This is a genomic window from Frigoribacterium sp. VKM Ac-2836, assembly GCF_013248995.1.
Classification (GTDB): Bacteria; Actinomycetota; Actinomycetes; order Actinomycetales; family Microbacteriaceae; genus Frigoribacterium.
The window spans coordinates 199,048-218,344 of the sequence record NZ_JABRPK010000003.1; the positions used below are offsets into that span (position 1 = coordinate 199,048).

General features: G+C 72.5%; 15 protein-coding genes. 12 read left to right on the top strand and 3 right to left on the bottom strand.

Annotated features, from left to right (window positions below):
* Nucleotides 1–4 precede the first annotated feature (4 nt).
* Complete coding sequence (locus HRF36_RS12505; protein ID WP_173210439.1) at nt 5–1,012, bottom strand: LacI family DNA-binding transcriptional regulator; 1,008 nt, start codon at nt 1,010–1,012, stop codon at nt 5–7.
* A 147-nt stretch (nt 1,013–1,159) separates the two neighbouring features.
* Here HRF36_RS12505 and HRF36_RS12510 point away from each other — a divergent pair, with 147 nt between their 5' ends.
* The 5 genes from HRF36_RS12510 (at nt 1,160) to HRF36_RS12530 (ending at nt 7,725) form a co-directional block, all read left to right on the top strand.
* Nucleotides 1,160–2,446 (top strand): ABC transporter substrate-binding protein, encoded by a 1,287-nt coding sequence (locus HRF36_RS12510; RefSeq protein WP_173210383.1) that lies wholly within the window; start codon nt 1,160–1,162, stop codon nt 2,444–2,446.
* 10 nt (nt 2,447–2,456) lie between these two features.
* Nucleotides 2,457–3,491, top strand: coding sequence for a carbohydrate ABC transporter permease (locus HRF36_RS12515; protein ID WP_371740154.1), 1,035 nt, complete (start codon nt 2,457–2,459; stop codon nt 3,489–3,491).
* Entirely contained in the window at nt 3,488–4,393 is a 906-nt protein-coding gene (locus HRF36_RS12520; RefSeq protein WP_173210384.1) for a carbohydrate ABC transporter permease, read from the top strand. Before HRF36_RS12515 ends, HRF36_RS12520 begins: the two co-directional genes overlap by 4 nt.
* 47 nt (nt 4,394–4,440) lie before the next feature.
* Nucleotides 4,441–6,795: a beta-glucosidase gene (locus HRF36_RS12525; protein ID WP_173210443.1), complete on the top strand. Its 2,355-nt coding sequence runs from the start codon at nt 4,441–4,443 to the stop codon at nt 6,793–6,795.
* 144 nt (nt 6,796–6,939) lie between these two features.
* On the top strand, nt 6,940–7,725 hold the full coding sequence (locus HRF36_RS12530) for an SDR family oxidoreductase (RefSeq protein WP_173210386.1): 786 nt from the start codon (nt 6,940–6,942) through the stop codon (nt 7,723–7,725).
* Between the two features lie 70 nt (nt 7,726–7,795).
* Here HRF36_RS12530 and HRF36_RS12535 read toward each other — a convergent pair whose 3' ends face one another.
* Nucleotides 7,796–9,793, bottom strand: a complete 1,998-nt coding sequence (locus tag HRF36_RS12535) for an Ig-like domain repeat protein (protein WP_173210388.1) — start codon at nt 9,791–9,793, stop codon at nt 7,796–7,798.
* A 388-nt stretch (nt 9,794–10,181) separates the two neighbouring features.
* Here HRF36_RS12535 and HRF36_RS12540 point away from each other — a divergent pair, with 388 nt between their 5' ends.
* The 4 genes from HRF36_RS12540 (at nt 10,182) to HRF36_RS12555 (ending at nt 14,682) form a co-directional block, all read left to right on the top strand.
* Nucleotides 10,182–10,724: a PadR family transcriptional regulator gene (locus tag HRF36_RS12540; RefSeq protein WP_254281305.1), complete on the top strand. Its 543-nt coding sequence runs from the start codon at nt 10,182–10,184 to the stop codon at nt 10,722–10,724.
* Nucleotides 10,725–10,729: 5 nt separating this feature from the next.
* Entirely contained in the window at nt 10,730–12,442 is a 1,713-nt protein-coding gene (locus HRF36_RS12545; protein ID WP_173210390.1) for an AarF/UbiB family protein, read from the top strand.
* A 183-nt stretch (nt 12,443–12,625) separates the two neighbouring features.
* A complete protein-coding gene (locus HRF36_RS12550; protein WP_173210392.1) occupies nt 12,626–13,231 on the top strand; it encodes a hypothetical protein in 606 nt (201 codons plus the stop codon).
* Nucleotides 13,232–13,266: 35 nt separating this feature from the next.
* Nucleotides 13,267–14,682, top strand: coding sequence for a LamG-like jellyroll fold domain-containing protein (locus HRF36_RS12555; RefSeq protein WP_173210394.1), 1,416 nt, complete (start codon nt 13,267–13,269; stop codon nt 14,680–14,682).
* 103 nt (nt 14,683–14,785) lie between these two features.
* Here HRF36_RS12555 and HRF36_RS16150 read toward each other — a convergent pair whose 3' ends face one another.
* A complete protein-coding gene (locus HRF36_RS16150; protein WP_173210396.1) occupies nt 14,786–16,114 on the bottom strand; it encodes an ice-binding family protein in 1,329 nt (442 codons plus the stop codon).
* Nucleotides 16,115–16,316: 202 nt separating this feature from the next.
* Here HRF36_RS16150 and HRF36_RS12565 point away from each other — a divergent pair, with 202 nt between their 5' ends.
* The 3 genes from HRF36_RS12565 to HRF36_RS12575 form a co-directional block, all read left to right on the top strand.
* Nucleotides 16,317–17,003, top strand: coding sequence for a TetR family transcriptional regulator (locus tag HRF36_RS12565; RefSeq protein WP_173210398.1), 687 nt, complete (start codon nt 16,317–16,319; stop codon nt 17,001–17,003).
* A 180-nt stretch (nt 17,004–17,183) separates the two neighbouring features.
* The gene (locus tag HRF36_RS12570) at nt 17,184–18,248 is read left to right on the top strand and encodes a hypothetical protein (RefSeq protein ID WP_173210400.1); all 1,065 of its coding nucleotides are present in this window, start codon (nt 17,184–17,186) and stop codon (nt 18,246–18,248) included.
* A gap of 99 nt (nt 18,249–18,347) precedes the next feature.
* A partial coding sequence (locus HRF36_RS12575) for a chaplin family protein (protein WP_173210402.1) occupies nt 18,348–19,297 on the top strand: 950 nt, incomplete at its 3' end.

Consider the following 19,297-nt stretch of genomic DNA (forward strand, 5'->3'; position numbering starts at 1 on the left):
GACGTCAACCGCGCGGCGGCCCCGTCGTCCCGCGCACCACGAGGCGGGTCGGCAGCTGCACCTCGGGCGCGGCGGGCTCGCCGCCCTCGAGCATCGTGAAGAGCATGCTCGCCGCCACGCTGCCGAGGCGCTGCATGGGTTGCTGCACGGTCGTCAGCGGGGGTGACTCGCGAGAGGCCTCGGGGATGTCGTCGAACCCGACGATGCTGAGGTCGTCGGGCACCCGCAGGCCGAGGTCGAGGGCGGTGCGCAGCAGGGCGATGGCCGAGAGGTCGTTGGCGGCGAAGACCGCCGTCGGCCGATCGGCGCTGGTCAGCAGCGAGCGGGCCGCCTGACGTGAGGCCGTCAACTCGAAGTCGCCGTTGCGCGTCAGCCCGGGGTCACGCGTGATGCCCGCCGCCCGCAACGCCTGGACGTAGCCGGCCTCGCGTAACGACGCCGACCGCAGGTCGGGGCGTCCGGCCAGGAAGCCGATGCGCCGGTGCCCCAGCCCGAGCAGGTGCTCGACGGCGAGCAGCGCGCCACCGCGGCTGTCGCCCTCGACCGAGGGCAGATCGGTGCGACCGGTGTGGGGGTCGACGGCCACCACGGGGATGCTCGAGGCCGTCGTCAGCACCGACGGCGTGACGAGGATCGCGCCGTCGATCAGCGTGCCGCTCAACCGGCTGAGCGAGCGGCGCTCCCACCCGGTGTTCTCCCCGCGGTGCGCACCGCTGTAGGCCAGCAGGTCGTACTCGGCGCCCCGCGACCGCACGGCCGCCCCGACCCCCTTGAGCACCTCGGAGCTGAACGGCTCGAAGTCGGCGACCAGCACGCCGATCACCCCGGTGCGGCGGGCCCGCATGCTGCTGGCCACGAGACTCGACTCGTAGCCCAGCTCGTCCACCGCCGCCATCACGCGCTCGATCGCCTGCGCCGAGACGCCGTAGCGGCCGTTGACCGCCTTCGACACGGTGGCCACCGACACCCCGGCCGCCCGCGCCACGTCGTGGATCGTCACCCGTGCCGTCATCACGTCGGCAGCCTAGCGCGACGGAAATTGTTTTCGAAAACGTTTGACACCACCTCCGGCGTTTTCGACACTGAGGCCATGCCGCGCATCGGAGCACGGCACGCTCGGCCGACCACGGCCGCTCAACGAAGAGGAAAAGGTGGAACCATGACCACATCTCGACGGCTCCTGGCCGGGTCGGCGGCCCTGCTGATCGGAGCGGGACTCCTGACCGGCTGCAGCACCGGGGGCGGAGGCGGGTCGGACGACGGCACGCTCACCCTCTGGCAGAACTCGACGACCGGCCCCGGCCAGGACTTCTGGACCGCGACCGCAGCCGACTTCGAGAAGGCCAACCCGGACGTGACGATCGACGTCCAGACCGTGCAGAACGAGGACTTCGACAGCAAGCTGCAGACGGCCCTCAACTCGGGAGACGCCCCTGACGTGTTCCTGCAGCGCGGCGGCGGCAAGCTGCAGGCGATGGTCTCGGCCGGGCAGGTCAAGGACATCACCGACGTCATCTCGGACGACGCGAAGAACGACATCAGCGAGGGGACCTTCGGGTCGGGTTCGGTCGACGGCAAGGTCTACTCGATGCCCGTCGCGGTGCTCCCCGGTGGCTTCTGGTACAGCCAGGACCTCTTCGACGCCGCAGGCATCACCGAGGCACCGACGACGATGGACGAGCTCGACCAGGCCGTCACCGCGTTGAAGGGTTCGGGCGTCTCGCCCGTCGCCCTCGGCGGCAAGGACGCCTGGCCCGCGGCCCACTGGTACTTCTTCTTCGCGCTGCGTTCGTGCAGCTCGGACGTCCTCGAACAGGCCGCGACCGACCGTGACTTCAGCGACGACTGCTGGGTCAAGGCCGCCGAGGACCTCGCCGACTTCCGCGACACCGAGCCCTTCAACGACGGGTTCCTCACGACGGCCGCCCAGCAGGGCGCCGGCAGCTCGGCCGGCCTCATCGCCAACCGCCAGGCCGGCATGGAACTGATGGGTGCGTGGGACCCGGGCGTCATCGCCTCGCTCACGCCCGACCAGAAGCCGTTGTCCGACCTCGGCTGGTTCCCCTTCCCCTCCGTCCCGGGTGGTGACGGCGAGGCCGGCGCGATCATGGGCGGCGTCGACGGCTACTCGTGCTCGGCCGGTGCCCCCGACTCGTGCGTGGACTTCCTCAACTACCTGGCGACCCCCGACGTGCAGGAGGCCTACTACAAGGCCTTCAACGCGCCTCCCGTGAACACGGTCGCCCAGCAGGCCGTCACCGAGCCCTACCTGCAGGACGTGCTCAGCGCCTACAACGACGCCCCGTTCGTGTCGCAGTGGCTCGACACCGTCTACGGTCTGAACGTCGGCAACGCGATGAACGTGGCCGTGGTCGACCTGCTCTCGGGTGACGGCACGCCGCAGCAGTTCGTCGACGCCGTCGACGCCGCCGCCAAGAAGGCGTAGGGGGCGCCTCGTGAGTCTCCGCGAACCCTCCGTGCGGCCCGCCGCACCCTCGCGGCCTCACGCCACCGCCGGGGGCGATGCACTCGCATCGCCCCCGGTGGCCTCCCGGGCCGTGTCCCGGAAGGGGCGTGGCGCCCGCGGCCTCGAGATCGCCCTGCTCGTCGGCCCCGCCCTCGTGGTGTTCCTGGCGTTCGTGGTGTTCCCCATCGTGATGGCCGCCTACTACGGCTTCTTCAGCTGGCAGGGCTTCGGCCCGCCGACCGACTTCGTCGGGTTCCGCAACTACGTCACGATCTTCCAGGACCCGACCTTCCTCGACGCGCTCCGGCACAACGCCACGATCGTCGTGCTCTCGCTCGTGCTGCAGGGCCCGGTCGCCATCGGCCTCGCGTTGCTGCTCAACCGCAAGTTGCGTGGGCAGTCGCTGATCCGCGTGCTGATCTTCGTCCCCTACGTCATCAGCGAGGTCGTCGTCGGGACGGGCTGGAGCCTCATGCTGCAGGGCAGCGGCGCCGTCAACGACCTGCTGACCAAGGTCGGGCTCGGCTCGCTCGCCACCGACTGGCTCGCCGACCCCAGCATCGCCATCTGGACCCTGCTCGTGATCATCACGTGGAAGTACGTCGGTTTCGCCGTCATCCTCTTCCTCGCCGGGTTGCAGGGCGTGCCCGAAGAACTCAGCGAGGCCGCGGCCATCGACGGCGCGAGCTGGTGGCAGATCCAACGACGCATCACGCTGCCGCTGCTCGGACCCACCCTGCGCATCTGGGCGTTCCTGTCGATCATCGGCTCACTGCAGCTGTTCGACCTCGTCTACATCATCTGGGGCCAGTACATCGCGGCGACCGCCGGCACCTCGACCATGGCCACGTACATGGTCGCCAACGGCCGCACCTCGGGCAGCTACGGCTACGGCAACGCCGTCGCGGTCGTGCTGTTCCTCATCTCGCTCGTCGTCGCCCTCGTCTACCAACGCTTCGTGCTGCGACGCGACACGGCCGGGGCCGTCACGACCTCCGCCACCACCGCAGGAGAAGAACGATGACCGCCAGCACCCTGCCCGCCCGCCCGCGCGGCGGCGCCCCTGCCCCGGCGACCCCTCGGCCGACCACGCGCAGGAGGCGCGGCATCGCGGACCCCGGACGCGGCGTCGCGTACGTGGTCGCGGCGGTCGTCGTCGTGGCCATGCTCGCTCCCGTCGCGTTCATCGTGATCGGCGGCTTCCGCACCAACGCGCAGATCACGACGGACCCGTCCGGGTTCCCCAGCCCGTGGCAGGTCGGCAACTACCTCGACGTGCTGACCGGCGGCACGTTCTGGCGGCAGGTCGGCAACTCGCTGATCTCGGCCGGGGCGACCACGATCGGCACCGTCGCGCTCGGCCTGGCCGCCAGCTACGTGTTGGCCCGGTACCGCTTCGCCGGTCGCGGGGTTCTCTACGCGTTGTTCGCGGCGGGCCTGATGTTCCCGATGACCGTCGCGATCACGCCGCTGTACCTCGTGATCCGCGACCTCGGGCTGACGAACTCGCTGGCCGGCGTGATCCTGCCGCAGATCGCCTTCGCCCTGCCGACCACGATCATCATCCTCGTGCCGTTCCTCCGGGCGATCCCCGACGAGATCGAAGAGGCCGCGTTCATCGACGGGTGCAGCCGCCTCGGCTTCTTCTTCCGCATGGTGGTGCGGCTGTCTCTGCCCGGCGTGATCACCGTCGGCATCCTCGCGTTCATCGGCGCCTGGAACTCGTACCTGCTGCCGCTGTTCATCCTCAACGACCCGTCGACGTTCACGCTGCCGCTCGGCGTGCAGGCGTTCTCGTCGCAGTACTCGGTCGACACGGCCCGGGTGCTCGCCTTCACGGCGCTCTCGATGCTGCCCGCGCTGATCTTCTTCAGCCTCTTCGAACGCCGCATCGTCGGCGGGCTCACCGGGGCGGTCAAGGGATGACCGCCACCGACACCGCCACCGTCACAGACCAGGAGGCGCGAGCCGACATGACCGACACCATCCAGCGACCGCAGACCCCCACGACCGGCGAACCCCGCGCCTCCGCCCGGGTGAGGTCGCTGCTGGCCGAGATGACCCTCGACGAGAAGCTCGCGCAGCTGGTCGGCTGGTGGGTCGATCGGGGCGCGGGCAACGTGGCTCCGATGCAGGGCGAGATGGCGACCTCGGGCGACTACGACGAGGCGACCCGCCACGGACTCGGCCACCTGACGCGGGTCTACGGCACGCGGCCGGTGGACCCGGTCGAGCGCGCCTCCTGGTTGTGGCGCGAGCAACGCCGCCTCCGTTCCGAGACCCGTCTGGGCATCCCCGCGTTGGTGCACGAGGAGTGCCTCACGGGCCTCGCCGCCTGGCAGGCCGCGACGTTCCCGACGCCGCTGGCCTGGGGCGCGTCGTTCGACCCCGAGCTGGTCGAGCGCATGGCGCGGCTGATCGGCGGGTCGATGCGCGACCTCGGCGTGCACCAGGGGCTCGCGCCCGTGCTCGACGTGATCCGCGACCCGCGATGGGGCCGGGTCGACGAGTGCATCGCCGAGGACCCGTACGTCGTCGGCACCATCGGCACGGCTTACGTGAAGGGGCTGCAGGCGGCCGGTGTTCACGCGACGCTGAAGCACTTCGTGGGCTACTCGACGTCGGCGGCCGGTCGCAACCACGCGCCCGCGCAGGTCGGGCCGCGGTTCGTCGAGGACGTGTTGCTGCCCCCGTTCGAGATGGCCGTCCTCGACGGCGGGGTGCGGTCGGTGATGAACTCGTACGCCGAGATCGACGGGGTGCCGGTCGCCGGCACACCGTCGTACCTGACGGACGTGCTGCGCCGACGGTGGGGATTCGACGGGGTGGTCGTGTCGGACTACTTCTCGGTGGCGTTCCTGCAGGTGATGCACGCCGTCGCGGCCGACCGGGGCGAGGCCGCTGCGCTGGCACTGGAGGCCGGCATCGACGTCGAGCTGCCCACCGGCGACGCCTACCTCGAGCCCCTGGCCGAGCGGGTCCGTAACGGCGAGGTCGACGAGGCGCTGGTCGATCGGGCGGTGCTGCGCGTGTTGGCCGAGAAAGACGAACTGGGGCTGCTGGACGAGACGTTCGAGACGCCGCCGCCCACCTCGATCGACCTCGACTCGGCCGAGCACCGGGCCATCGCCCGGCAGCTGGCCGACGAGTCGGTCGTCGTGCTCACCAACGACGGCGTGCTGCCGCTGGTGCGGGGTGCCGATGGTGCCGACGGTGCCGGTCCGGCCTCGATCGCGGTGGTCGGCCCCAACGGGGACAGCGCCGAGGCCCTGATGGGCTGCTACTCGTTCGTCAACCACGTGCTGGCGCACCACCCCGGCGTGCCGCTCGGCATCGAGCTGCCCACCGTGGCCGACGGTCTGCGCACCGAGCTGCCGGCGACCCAGGTCGTGGTCGAGGCGGGCTGCGGCGTCGAGGGCGCCGACCGGTCCCGCATCGCCGCCGCCGTGGCCGCCGCCCGCGCGGCCGAGGTCGCCGTGGTGGTCGTCGGCGACCGGGCCGGCCTCTTCGGCCGGGGCACCGTCGGTGAGGGGAACGACGTCGAGAGCCTCGAGTTGCCCGGGGTGCAGCGCGAACTCGTCGAGGCGGTCGTCGCCACCGGCACGCCGACCGTCATGGTCGTGCTCTCGGGTCGGCCGTACGCCGTCGGCTGGGCGGTGTCGGGCGCGGGGGCACCCGCCGCCGTCGTCCAGGCGTTCTTCCCGGGTGAGGAGGGCGGGTCCGCCGTCGCCGGCGTGCTGACCGGCAGCGTGGAGCCGTCCGGGCACCTGCCCGTGTCGCTTCCGCGGTCGGCGGGGGCCCAGCCGTTCTCGTACCTGCACCCGGTGCTCGGCGGGCCGTCCGAGGTGACGAGCGCCGACAGCACGCCGGTCCTGCCGTTCGGGCACGGTCTGTCGTACACGTCGTGGCGGCGGTCCGACCTCGTCGTCGACCACGCCGAGGTGGCGGCGGGCGGCTCGTTCGTCGTGTCGGTGACGGTCGCCAACACGGGCGCACGCCCCGGCACCGATCTCGTGCAGCTCTACGCCCACGACGTCGTCGGATCGGTCACCCGGCCGGTCGCGCAGCTGCTCGGCTACGCGCGCGTCCCGCTCGACCCGGGCGAGGAGGCACGGGTCGCCTTCCGCGTGCCCACCGCCCGCCTGGCGTTGACCGACCGGCACCACCGACGGGTCGTGGAGCCCGGCGACGTCGAGCTCTGGGTCGGCGGTTCGTGCGCCGAGCGCGAGACCGAGGCCGCCGTGCGGATCACCGGCGAGGCGTACCCGGTGACGATCGCCGACGAACGGCTCGTCGGCGTCGAGATCGGGACGCCCGTCCCGAGCTGACCCGCGCCTCCTCGGGTGGCCTGAGCGGGGTCAGGGGGCAGTAAGGCGACATGTGTAGCCTTGATAGGAGCCGCGCGCAGCCGCCCGGCGACTGGCCCGGCGCCGCGTCGGGCCCCACCGAACGAGAGAACCGGAGCCCGTCCCATGGAACGTTTCACCGACAAGGTCGTCCTCATCACGGGCGGAGGGTCGGGTCTCGGCCGCGCGACCGCCGTCCGCGTCGCGAGCGAAGGGGCGAAGCTCGCGCTCGTGGACGTCTCCGAGAAGGGGCTCGCCGACTCGCAGGCCGCCGTGCTCGAGGCCGTCGCCGGTGCCGAGGTGCTGACCGTCACCGCCGACGTGTCGAGCGAGGACGACGTCGCCCGCTACGTGTCGGCGACCATCGAGCGGTTCGGCCGCATCGACGCGTTCTTCAACAACGCCGGCATCGAGGGCAAGCAGAACCTCACGGAGCGGTTCGGCGCGGACGAGTTCGACAAGGTGGTCTCGATCAACCTGCGAGGTGTGTTCCTCGGCCTCGAGAAGGTTCTCGGCGTCATGCGTTCGCAGGGCGACGGCGGTGCCGTGGTCAACACGGCGAGCGTCGGCGGCATCCGGGGCGTCGGCAACCAGTCGGGCTACGCCGCGGCCAAGCACGGCGTCGTCGGCCTCACCCGCAACTCGGCCGTCGAGTACGGCGAGTTCGGCATCCGCGTCAACGCGATCGCTCCCGGCGCCATCTGGACCCCGATGGTCGAGGCCTCGATGCGCCAGATCGACGCCGAGAACCCCGAGAAGGCCGCCGAGCAGTTCATCCAGATCAACCCCACCAAGCGGTACGGCAAGGCGGACGAGATCGCCTCGGTCGTGGCCTTCCTCCTGTCGGACGACGCCACCTACGTCAACGCGGCGGTCGTGCCGATCGACGGCGGACAGTCCGCGAAGTACTGACGCGCGTTCCGGGCGTCACCCGAGCTGCCGGCCCGCGGCCCTACGGGTGGCCCGACCCGCGCCTCCGGCGTCAGCGGACGACGACGATCATCCGCTTCGAGACGCTCGCCGACACGTCGTCGGTCCCGGCGTACGAGGCCGTCAGGGCGTAGACGCCGGCTCGCGTGAACGACGAGACCGGGACGCTGACCCGGCCCCCGCTCGCGCTCGTGAGCCGCGTCGACCCGAGCACCGTGCCACCGGCCGAGACGGTGACGACGCCCTCGGGTCTCGCGACACCGGGCGACGCGACCGTCACCGTCACGTTCGCCGCGGCGTTCCGTTTCACGGGGGTCGTGCCGGTCGACAGGGCACTCGTCGACGACGCCTTGTCGACCGTGACCGTCACGATCGCCGAGGTCGACCCGGCCTGCGCGGCCGTGTCGGGCACGAAGGAGGCGCGGAGCGGGTGGGCGCCCGACCTGGTCGTCGCCGGGAGGGTCACCGCCGCACGACCGTCGGTGCCGACCCGCGCGGAGCCGACCGTGGTGGTCCCGTCCCGCAGCGTCACGGTGCCGGTCGGGGTCGACCCGTCGGTCGTGACGACCCGCGTCGTGGCGGTGATGCGCGTCGGCGAGCCGTAGGTCTGGCGCGTCCGGTCGACGGTCAGCGTGCTCGCCGTGGCGACGGCCGACGCCGGGGCGGGGGCTGCGACGGGCTGCTGCTTCGCGGCGCCGGCCAGCGTGACGTCGAGCACCGCGCCTCCCGACGGGGTCATCGAGCGGACGGAGACGGTGAAACCGCCGTTCGCGCTCGTGAACGACTCGCCCGCGTCGAGGTGCGTGTCACGGCGGCTGGGGTCGCGCTTCGTGTCGAGACCGACGGCGAGGGCCACGGTCGACACCGTGCTGCCGGCGAGGGTGAGCGGTCGGAGCACCCGCACGCTGCCGGTCGTCCTGTCGCTGGTGAGCCCGCAGCGGGTGAAGCCCGGCGCGGCGACGGCGCAGGACGCCGCTCGACCGCCGAACTCGGCGCTGGTGGCGTCCGTTCCGGTGGCGGTGCGGTACTCGACGTAGTAGTCCTGCCCGCTGATCGGGTCGACGACCTTCAGGGCGCGGCCCGTCGCGGTGCCGTCGAGCGAGGTGACGACGACCTGGCGGGTGGTGCCCGCGCCGCTGAGGGTGGTCACGTCGGTCATGAACCCGGCTCGGACGCGCTGCACGGAGGACAGGTGGGGGCGGGCCGACGAGACCGAGTAGCCCATGATGTCGAGGAAGTCCCCGTACTCGAGCACGGGGCAGGCGGCGGGGGAGTCGGTCGACGTGGCGTAGCGGTAGTCGCTCGCGGCGCCGTCGAACGAGGTCGTGCTGCGGCACATGCCGGCGCCGGCGTGGCCGAAGCCCAGGTTGTGGCCGAACTCGTGCAGCAGGACCGGGACGCCGAGCGCGCTGCCCGCGCCGTACGAGCTGAACACCTCGCCGCCGTCGCCGCCGACCGTGCCGAACGCCGTCGCCGTGGTGCCGCAGGTCTCACGGCTCAGCACGATCAGGTGCTCGTTCGTGCCGGCCCACGCGTACTTGGCGAAGCGGCCCCCGAAGGCCGCGGTGTGGACCGTGTTGAGCACCGTGGCCGGGACGCACGAGGCCTGCCCGAGCGGGCGGGTCTCGATGCCGGCGAGGGTCACGTCCACGGTGTGGCCCGACTCCGCCCACCAGTAGTCGTGCAGCTGCGTGACGGCGGCGCGGATCGAGGCCTCGTCAGGCGGCGTGGGGGAGTCGTCCGAGGTCGCGGCCGTCACCGTGGCGACGCTGACGTAGACCGGGTGGGTCGTCACCCCCGTCGCCGGCGACACGGCGTCGTCGGTGCGGGCCCTCAACAGGGGCGCGGCCGGCACCGTCACCATGTCGCGGGACAGATCGGCGGGTGCGCCTGCGGCGGTCGTCGAGGCGGCGGAAGTCGTCACGGGCGCGGCGGCGGACGCGGCGGCCGGAGGGCTCGCGGCCTGGGCCGGGGCGGTCGCCAGGGCGGTGAGCACCAGGGCCGCTGCCGCGGTGGTCGCCGCGAGGCGGCGGATCGGGAACGACGGCATGGAGCACTCCTGGGGATCTCGGAGGCGCGGGTCGTCACCGAGGGATGCGCGCCTCCATCGGACGTCGGGCGACGAGGGAGGCCCTGCCGCCTCGACGGACGTCGGGGAACGTCGAGGCGGCAGGTGTTCTCCGGCGGACGTCGGGGAACGCCGGAGAGGTGACGGCAGCGAGCCGTCGGTGGGGGTTCACGCCCACGAATGGAACTCAACCACCCTCGTCCGGCGGCCCGAACCCCCCGTCCGAGGACGTCGGCACCCCCAGAACAGGACCGTTCGGGCTGCCCGAGGCCGCGCCTCCTGCCTGGGCGTCGGCCCTGACGGGTCAGGGGCGAGGGTATATCGTCCGGGTATCGTTCGACCCCGTTCCACCCTCGACAAGGAGAACACCATGAGCAGCACGTCAGCACCCGGCAGCTTCGGTCTCGGCAACGGCCTCGACGGCATGTGGCAGGCGATGGAGCAGCTCCGTTCGACCTTCGACCGCCGCGAGGGCACCAGGGCGCCCCGGGGCGAGGTGCGCGCCGCGATCCTCGCGCTGCTGGCCGAACGACCGATGCACGGCTACCAGATCATCCGCGAGATCGACGAGCGCAGCGGCGGCGACTGGAAGCCCAGCGCCGGATCGGTGTACCCGACCCTGCAGCTGCTCTCCGACGAGGGGCTCGTTGCCGCCGAGGAGACCGACGGCCGCAAGGTCTACTCGCTCACCGAGGCCGGTCGAGCCGCCGCCGGGGTCGACCCGTCGGCCCCGTGGGAGCCCGAGCGCTCCGCCACGGGCGACCGGTTCCGTGCCCTGCCCAAGGCCGGCGTCGAGCTCGCCCGTGCCACGGCACAGGTCGGCCGGACGGGCTCGCCCGAGCAGGTCGACGAGGCGGTGGCGGTGCTCGACGAGGCCCGTCGTCGCATCTACTCGATCCTCGCCCGAGACTGACGAGAGTGGCGTCGACCGACCCCTCCGCGTCCCGTCCGCCCGTGCGCGACCGTGCCGGTCGCGCACGCTACCGTCGCATCCTGCGGTTCGCCTCACGGCACCTCGCCGTCACCTGGTGGTTCGAGCTCGTGCTTCCGCGCTTCGGCCTGCGCCGACTGGCCGAGCGCACCCGTGCCCGGCGCATGCGGCGTTTCGCCCGGGGCTTCCACACGCTGGCGCTCGATCTCGGCGGCCTGATGATCAAGGTCGGGCAGTACCTGTCATCGCGTCTCGACGTGTTGCCGCCCGAGATCACGAAAGAACTCGAGGGGCTGCAGGACGAGGTCACGCCCGTCCCCTTCGCCGGAATCCGTGCCCTGGCCGAGGCCGAGCTGGGCCGACCCCTCTCGCAGGTGTTCGCGTCCGTGGCCGAGTCACCCATCGCCGCCGCATCGCTCGGGCAGGCGCACCGCGCCACGCTCGGCCCCGCGGACGCGGCCGACACGGGACTCCGCGACGTCGTGCTCAAGGTGCAACGGCCGGGAATCGACGCCGTCGTCGACGTCGACCTGGCGGCCCTCCGCCGCGTCGGCGGCTGGCTCAGCCACGTCCGTCTGGTGTCGGACCGGGTCGACGCCCCCGCCCTGGTCGAGGAGTTCGCCCGTACCAGCCTCGAAGAGATCGACTACCTGAACGAGGCCTCCAACTCGGCCCGCTTCGCCGCGGACTTCGCCGGTGACGACCGCGTGAGCGTGCCCGACGTCGTCTGGGAGCGGACCACGCGACGCGTCCTCGTACTGGACGACGTGTCGGCGATCAAGATCACCGACGTCGCGGCGCTCGCCGCCGCCGGCATCGACCCGGCCGAGGTCGCGCCCGTCTTCGCCGAGGTGATGTTCGAGCAGCTCTTCACCCACGGGTTCTTCCACGCCGACCCGCATCCCGGCAACATCTTCGTCACCCCCGTGCCCGGCGCGACGGACGGGCAGCGGCCGTGGAAGCTCACCTTCATCGACTTCGGCATGATGGGCGAGGTGCCGACGGGCACCAGGACGGGCTTGCGCAAGCTGCTGATCGCGGCGGCTTCCCGGGACGGCTCGGGCATGGTGAACGCCATGCGCGACCTCGGCGTCCTGCTGCCGAGCGCCGACACGGTCGGCCTCGAGCGGGCGGTGACCGCCACCTTCGCGCGCTTCGGCGGCATGGGCTTCGCCGAACTGCGCCAGGTGGACCCCCGCGAGTACCGCGAGTTCGCCGGACAGTTCGGTGATCTCATCCGGTCGTTGCCGTTCCAGCTGCCCGAGGACTTCCTGCTCGTCCTGCGCGCGATGACGCTGACCTCGGGGGTCGCCAGCGCGCTCGACCCCGCCTTCAACCTCTGGGACTCGGTGGAGCCCTACGCCGCGCAACTGATCCGCGACGAGCGGGGCAACGCGGTGCAGGACGTCACACGTCGTGCCGTCGACGCCGCGACCGTGGCCGTGCGCCTGCCCGGCCGCCTCGACCATCTGGTCACGCGACTCGAGGACGGCACGCTCGAGGTGGGCAGCCCGCGACTCGAGCGCCAGCTGACGCGCATCGAGCGGACCGCCCGGCGCGTGGTCTCGGCCGTGCTCTTCGGGGCGCTGCTCGTCGCCGGCGCCGTCCTGCGCAGTGGCGACGACGTCGTCGGCACCGTGCTGATGATCGTCTCGGTGGTCCCGTTGCTCTACGCCCTGCTGTCCGGTCGCGGACGCTGACGACCGACGTCCGGGCTCGAAAGGGGTACAGGTGGTTCCCCCTCACTGGGGACAGCGAGACCCTCACCGACGTGACCGTTCGTCGGTACTTTCGCATCATCGGCACCGTGCCGACACGTCTGCGCCTCCTCCCGACCCGCACCATGGGGGCCGCGACGCACCCCACCCGAAGGACTCCCCGACATGTCCCGATCGATCAGTCGCGCCCGCTGGACGCGTCGCGCCCGCTGGGCCGCCGTGCCCGTCGCCGTCATCGCCTCCGGCGCCATCATCTCGACGGCGTCGTACTCGGCCTTCTCGGCCACCACCTCGAACCCGACGAGCAACTGGTCGACCGGCACCGTGCAGCTCACGGACGACGATTCCGACGTCGCCCTGTTCTCGGCCTCGGGCCTGATGCCCGGTGACACCGGCACGAGGTGCATCACGGTCACCTCGGCGGGCAGCCTGCCCTCGTCGGTCCGGCTCTACGGCACCGCGGCGACCACGACCAACTCGCTCTCGTCCTTCCTCGACCTGACGATCCAGCAGGGGTCGGGCGCGTCCAGCGCCTCGTGTGACGGCTTCACCCCGGCGAGCCAGGGTGCGCAGGTCTTCTCGGGCACCCTCGCCGACTTCGCGAGCCAACGGACCGGCTACGCGACCGGCGCCCCGACCTGGTCACCGGACGGGACGGCCGCCGAGTCCCGCTCGTTCGAGTTCACGTACGCGCTCAGCCAGTCGACGCCGAACACCGGTCAGGACTCGCGCGCGGCGATCGCCTTCACCTGGGAGGCCCAGACCCGCTGACGCGGGAGACGACGCCCGAGCCGGAACACGCCGACATGACGACCCTCGCGGCCCCCGCCGCCACCACCTCGCAGGTCCGCTCCGACCTGTCGTTCTGGGGTGCGCTGTGCCTGGCGACGATCGCGCGGGTCGTCCTGACGACGGCCGTGTGCCTCCTGCTCTGGGCGGCCGTCCCGGCCCTCTGGGGCTGGTCGCCCACGACCGTGGTCACGGGGTCGATGTCGCCCGCGATCGCCGCCGGGGACGTGGTCGTGGCGATGCCCGTCGACACCGCCGACCTCGACGCGGGGCAGGTGCTACTCGTCGACGATCCGGACCGGACCGGGGAGCTGCGGCTGCACCGTCTGGTCGACACGACCGACGACGGGTCGTTGCGACTCAAGGGCGACGCCAACGCCGAGGTCGACTCGAGCCCCGTCGCCGCCGAGGCCGTGCACGGCGTCGGGGTCCTGCTCGTGCCGTCCATCGGGTCGCCGATGCTCTGGCACGGCGGCGACCGCGTCGTGGGCGTGCTCGTCGTGTCCCTCGTCGTGCTGCTCCTGCTCGCGGCGACGCGGCTCGAGCCGACCAGCGAGGACGTCGTCGACCCCCTCGCCCCGTCCCGTCATCGCGCGCCCTCGCAGCCGTCGGGGCGGTCGCGCGCGGCTCGGGTCGCGGGCGTCGCCCTCACCGTGGTGGCCGGGGTGGCCGTGCTGTTCCTCGTCGTCGGCTCGAGCCACGCGGCGTTCTCGGCCTCGACCTCGACCTCGAGCGTGCTCGCCACCTCGCGGTTCGCCTGCCTCGACCGCCCGGTCGCGGCGCAGGCGCGGTTCGCCTACCAGTTCAACGACGGGGTCGGCACGACGGCGCGCGACAGCAGCGGCAGCGGACGACCGGGCACCCTCACCCCCGGGGCCACGATCACGGGCGGCACGTGCGCCCCCGGTGACGGCCCGTTCCTGAGGCTCGACGGCGTGGACGGTCAGGTCACGACGGGGCTGAACGTCGACGGCCCCCAGGTCTTCACCGTCGAGACCTGGTTCCGCACGACCACGACGACGGGCGGCAAGCTGATCGGCTTCGGGAACAGCCAGGCGGGCGCGTCGGGACAGTACGACCGTCACCTCTACCTGACCGACCGGGGCACGCTGATCTTCGGCGTCTACAGCGGCGGGTACTTCACCCTGCAGAGCCCGTCGACGTACACCGACGGTGCGTGGCACCTCGCGACGGCGACCCTGGACTCCTCGGGCATGACGCTCTACGTGGACGGCGCACCGGTCGGGTCGTCGTCCCAGGCGGCGGCCGAGAACGCCCGAGGCTACTGGCGCATCGGCTACGACGCGGTGAACGCGCCCTGGCCCTCGCCGCCGACCAGCAAGCACTTCCGGGGCGACCTCGACGACACGATGGTCCTCGACGTCGCCTCGACGGCGGCCGAGGTGAGCGCGAGGTACGCGGCCAGCCGGTGAGCGTCGACCGGCGTCCGTCGACCGGCGACCGGGGACCCGGGCCCGGGGCCTCGGTCAGGAGGCGCGGGTCGGTCGAGCGAGGCGCCGCCGGTGTACCCGTCGGTCAGGAGCGGGCCAGGCGGCGGCGTCGGATGGCCGTGACGGTGACGAGGGCGGCACCGAGGAGCAGGACCAGGCCGGCACCGATCACCGGCAGCGTGGTGTCCGCACCCGTGTAGGCGAGGTCGCCGCGGGGGCCGGTGCCGTTCCGGTCGGAGACGGGGGTGGCCGGGGTCGACGGCGTGGTCGTCCCGGGCGGCGTGGTCGCGCCGGGCGGCGTGGTCGCGCCGGGCGGCGTGGTCGCGCCGGGGGGAGTCACGGTGCCGGGAGGGGTGCCGCCGTCGCCCGGGGGCGGCGTGACGACGACGGCCGGGGTGACCGTGACCGTGTAGTCCGCGGTGTCGGGCGGCGTCGTGCCGTTGTCAGCCGTGATGGTGACGGTGGTGTCGCCGGGGGTGGTCGGGGTGCCCGAGATCTCGCCGGTGGCGCCGTTCAGCGTGAGTCCGGCCGGCAGGGTGCCGGTGGTGACGGTGAAGGTCGGGGCCGGGGCACCGGTCGCCGTGACGGTGAAGGAGTACGGGGTGCCCTCGGTCGCCGTCGTCGGGCTGCCCGACGTGATGGTCGGGGCGACGGTCTCGGACGGCGTGCCGACCGTGGGGCAGGCCGCGGGCACGGCGAGGGTGTTGGTGTCGAGCGTCACGGCGCCGGTGCGGGCGAGGAGTCGTCCGACGACGGTCGCACCCGTGGTCGCGGTGATGGACTCCTGCGCGAGGATGGTCCCGCGGAAGTCCGCGTCGGCGAGGAGGGTGGCCGAGCTGCCGACCTGCCAGAAGACGTTGCACGCGCTGGCGCCCTGGGAGAAGGTCATGGTCGTGTTCGCGCCGATGGTCAGGGTGCTCGCGGCCTGGATGACCCAGACCGACCGATCGGAACCGGCGAACGCGAGGCTGCCGTTCTCGGTGAGCTGCACCGCGTCCCCCGAGTAGACGCCGGGCGACAGCGACCGACCGGCCAGGTCGACGACGTTGCTCTCCTGCGGGGTGAGCGCCGCGGCCACGTCGTAGGCCGAGGTGAGGTCCTGCTGCGCGAGCCGCGCGGGTTCGTCGGCCACGTGCTGCACGCCCCCGACGATCACGCCGGGGCCACCGGCGTCGAACCCGGTGACCGAGGAGCCGGGGCTGAGGCCGACGTCGCCGTTCACCACGCTGGGGCCGGTGTTGGTGACCGTCGAGGCGGCGAGCACGGCGTAGCTGCGGGCCGACCCGAGGTCGACGGGGCCGTCGATGACGTTCGCGGCGCTCGCGGGGAGGGCCGAGGCCACCGTGAAGGCGGCGGCGACGCCGAGGACGAGCCCCGAGCGGGCGAGGAGGGAAGTAGACGTCGAACGGGGCATGGCGCCACCTGACTGGGAAGAGGAGGCACCTGGACACACGTGATCGGTTCGTGTGGGCGTTCCCCGTTACCTGAGGTATACGCGGGTCTCCCTGATAACTCAATCTTTGAAGCTTTTTCTGTCGTCGCGACCGACGCAGCGGCACCCGTGTACCCCGGACTGGGCGTCGACTCGTGCGCCGTGCGGTCCGTAACGTCGATGCGTGATCCACGAGACCCACCCCGAGTCGTCGGACGCCCCGACGGCCACGACGACCACCCCCGCCACCCCGTTCGGAGCCCCCTCCGCCGCCGTGGAGCGGCGCATCGCCATCGTCGAGGCGGCCATGCGCGTCTTCAGCGAGCACGCTTTCCACGAGGCCTCGTTCGAGCTGGTGGCCCGAGCGGTCGACCTGCCGGTCAAGACCGTGAGGGACGAGTTCACGCACTGGAACGGCCTGGTGCTGGCGACCGTCGACCTCTGGGTCGGCCGTCGCACCCGTCCTCTGCTGCCCCTCGTCGAGACCCACGGCACGATCGCCCTGCTGCGTGCCATCGTCGTGGCGAACGCCGCCGAACCGGCGTTGATGCGCCTGCTCAGCGCCACCGTGAACGTCGCCGCCACACCCGGGCATCCCCTGGCACCCCTCTTGCACGACCAATGGCAACAGTTCTATCGCCTGATCCACACCTCCCTCGTGCGAGACGTCGACCTCGGCCGTGAACCCGAGACGATGCAACCGGCCCGAGGTGCCGAGCAGTTGATCGCCCTGTACGAGGGCCTGCAGCTGCAGTCGATGGTCCGACGCGACATGGACGTGCTCGATTCGTTCGACCGGGCGATCACACGGCTGCGGGCCGGCTGGGGCTCGGTGTACGTGCCACCGGCCTGGGACCTCGAGCTGGTCTGAGGTCTCGTCGCCTGGAGAGAATCGGCATGATCGGGGTACATCTGAGGTGTTCTCATGGACATCTCCCGGCGGTCGGCGTAGAAAAGACGGCACATCGCGTCTTACCAGCGCGATGAGGGGCACGACCCCGACGCCGAGGCCAACTACCTCGACGTGAGACGCGACCGAAGAAGGTGCGCCGTGGATCAGACGGCCGAGACGACGACGAGGCGACCCGCCCCGCTCCGTCTCGCGCGCCTCCTCGGACTCTCCGGTCTCGCCGCGATCGGCCTGGTCGGTCTCGGACTCGCCTTCTCGTCGACCTCGGCCTCGGCCGACGAGGCCCCGTCGTCACTGCTCGGCGGTGTCACCTCGGCCGTCGGCCAGGTCGCCGGGTCGCTCGACGCCCCCGTGGCCGCCGTGGGGCAGACCGCTGGAGGCGCCGTGTCGCAGGTCACGGACGTCGCCGTCCAGGCCACGGCCGTCGCGCCCCCGGTGCAGCAGGTCGTGCAGGCCGCCGCCCCGGTGGTGCCACAGGCCGTCCAACACGTCGCGGCCGCGGCGCCCGTCTCGTCGGTCGTCGCGCCCGTCGCGCAGACCGTGGACCACGTCGTCGCGGCCGTGCCCGTGGTGTCGACGGTCACCGGCCCCGCACCCGTCTCGACCGTGACCGACCCGCTCACGGGCGTCGTCGACGGCGGACTCGCCGCGGTCGGCGACTCGGCGGCGGCTCCGGCCGCTCCGATCGTCGTGCCGGTCGTTCCCGTCGTGCCCGTCGTGCCGGCCGTGCCGGTCGTGCCCGAGGGCGTCACGCCCGTGCCCGATACCACGCTGCCCGCGGGCGATGCCCCCACCGGCGCCGAGACCGTCGTCGACGGCCCTGCTGTCGTCGAGGCCAGCGACTCCCTCGTGACCGCCTCGACCTCGGCCGACGACGCGTCCGACGCGATGACCGTCCTGCGGGCGCACATCGCCTCCTCCGGTTCGACGCCGGCCGTCGAGGCGACCACCGTGCCCCTCGCGCCCGGCCCCGGCCCCGCGCCGCTTCCCACCGGCGACGACCACGGCACGCCCGCCCTGCCCTCGAGCACCGGCGGCAGCGCGAACGGTCAGGCCTCGGGTGGAGGCGCGGCCGGCGGGGCCGTCGCGCTCGACGCGACCCGCGCCTCCCAGCTTCCCGGACTCGCCGTGTCGGCGGGCTCCGCGGACGGCGACGACGACCTCCCGTCGACGCCTGCGTACGACACCGACTCTTCTCCCGACTGAGGCCGGTCGCGTCGCCCCGGCAGCGTTCCCGCTGCCGGCGACATCAGCGACCCCGCCGCGACCACGCGGCACCACACACCTCATCTCTTGGAGAAGACCATGAACAAGTACGTCTCGAGAGGGCTCATGGGAGCGCTCTTCGTCGGGGGCATCTGGGCCCTCGGAACGACCGCCGCGAACGCGGCGACCACCACCGGTGACGACGGGCTGCTCTCGGGCACCCAGATCGGCGCCGTGGTCGAGGCCCCGGTCTCGGCCCTCGGCAACGCCGTCAGCGTCCTCGGCGACGCGAGCAGCACCACCGCGGCACCCGCCGCCCCGGTCGCGGCACCTGCCGCCCCGGTCGCGGCACCTACCGCGCCGGTCGCTGCACCTGCCGCGCCCGTCGTTGCACCGGCGGCTCCTGCGGCACCCGTAGCACCCGCCGTACCCGTCACGACGACGAGCGGCGACTCGGGCCTGCTCTCGGGCAGCCAGGGCATCGTCTCGATCGACGTGCCCGTCAGCGTCGGCGGCAATGCCGTCTCGGTGCTGGGCGACTCCACCAGCACCGCTGCTCCCGTCGAGGCGCCGACCGCGCCGGCGCCCGCCCCGGCCGCACCGACCGCGCCCGCACCGGCCACGACGTCGGGTGACGACGCGATCGGCTCGGGCACGCAGGCGCTCGTCGACCTGACCCTGCCGGTCACGGTCGGTGGCAACGCGATCTCGGTGGTCGGTGACTCCGCGAGCACCGGAGCCTCGACCGAGACCCCGGCCGGAGGCGCGGCTGACGTCGCCCCCGCCGGCTCGGCCACCGGCAGCACCAGTGGTGACGACGGCATCCTCGGGGGCACGCAGGTCGTGCCGTCGGTGGGGCTGCCCGTGACCGTGGGTGGCAACGCGATCTCGGTGGTCGGTGACTCGTCCAGCACGGGGACCACGACCGGAGCGGGTTCGACCGGCCCCGGCACCGGCACCGGTACGACCGGTGGCAGCACCAGTGGTGACGACGGCATCCTCGGGGGCACGCAGGTCGTGCCGTCGGTGGGGCTGCCCGTGACCGTGGG

What these genes read in the sequence shown, in the direction of transcription:
- HRF36_RS12505 (WP_173210439.1), bottom strand. Translation starts at nt 1,012, where the DNA reads ATGACGGCACGGGTGACGATCCACGACGTGGCGCGGGCGGCCGGGGTG.
- HRF36_RS12510 (WP_173210383.1), top strand. Translation starts at nt 1,160, where the DNA reads ATGACCACATCTCGACGGCTCCTGGCCGGGTCGGCGGCCCTGCTGATC.
- HRF36_RS12520 (WP_173210384.1), top strand. Translation starts at nt 3,488, where the DNA reads ATGACCGCCAGCACCCTGCCCGCCCGCCCGCGCGGCGGCGCCCCTGCC.
- HRF36_RS12525 (WP_173210443.1), top strand. Translation starts at nt 4,441, where the DNA reads ATGACCGACACCATCCAGCGACCGCAGACCCCCACGACCGGCGAACCC.
- HRF36_RS12530 (WP_173210386.1), top strand. Translation starts at nt 6,940, where the DNA reads ATGGAACGTTTCACCGACAAGGTCGTCCTCATCACGGGCGGAGGGTCG.
- HRF36_RS12535 (WP_173210388.1), bottom strand. Translation starts at nt 9,793, where the DNA reads ATGCCGTCGTTCCCGATCCGCCGCCTCGCGGCGACCACCGCGGCAGCG.
- HRF36_RS12540 (WP_254281305.1), top strand. Translation starts at nt 10,182, where the DNA reads ATGAGCAGCACGTCAGCACCCGGCAGCTTCGGTCTCGGCAACGGCCTC.
- HRF36_RS12550 (WP_173210392.1), top strand. Translation starts at nt 12,626, where the DNA reads ATGTCCCGATCGATCAGTCGCGCCCGCTGGACGCGTCGCGCCCGCTGG.
- HRF36_RS12555 (WP_173210394.1), top strand. Translation starts at nt 13,267, where the DNA reads ATGACGACCCTCGCGGCCCCCGCCGCCACCACCTCGCAGGTCCGCTCC.
- HRF36_RS16150 (WP_173210396.1), bottom strand. Translation starts at nt 16,114, where the DNA reads ATGCCCCGTTCGACGTCTACTTCCCTCCTCGCCCGCTCGGGGCTCGTC.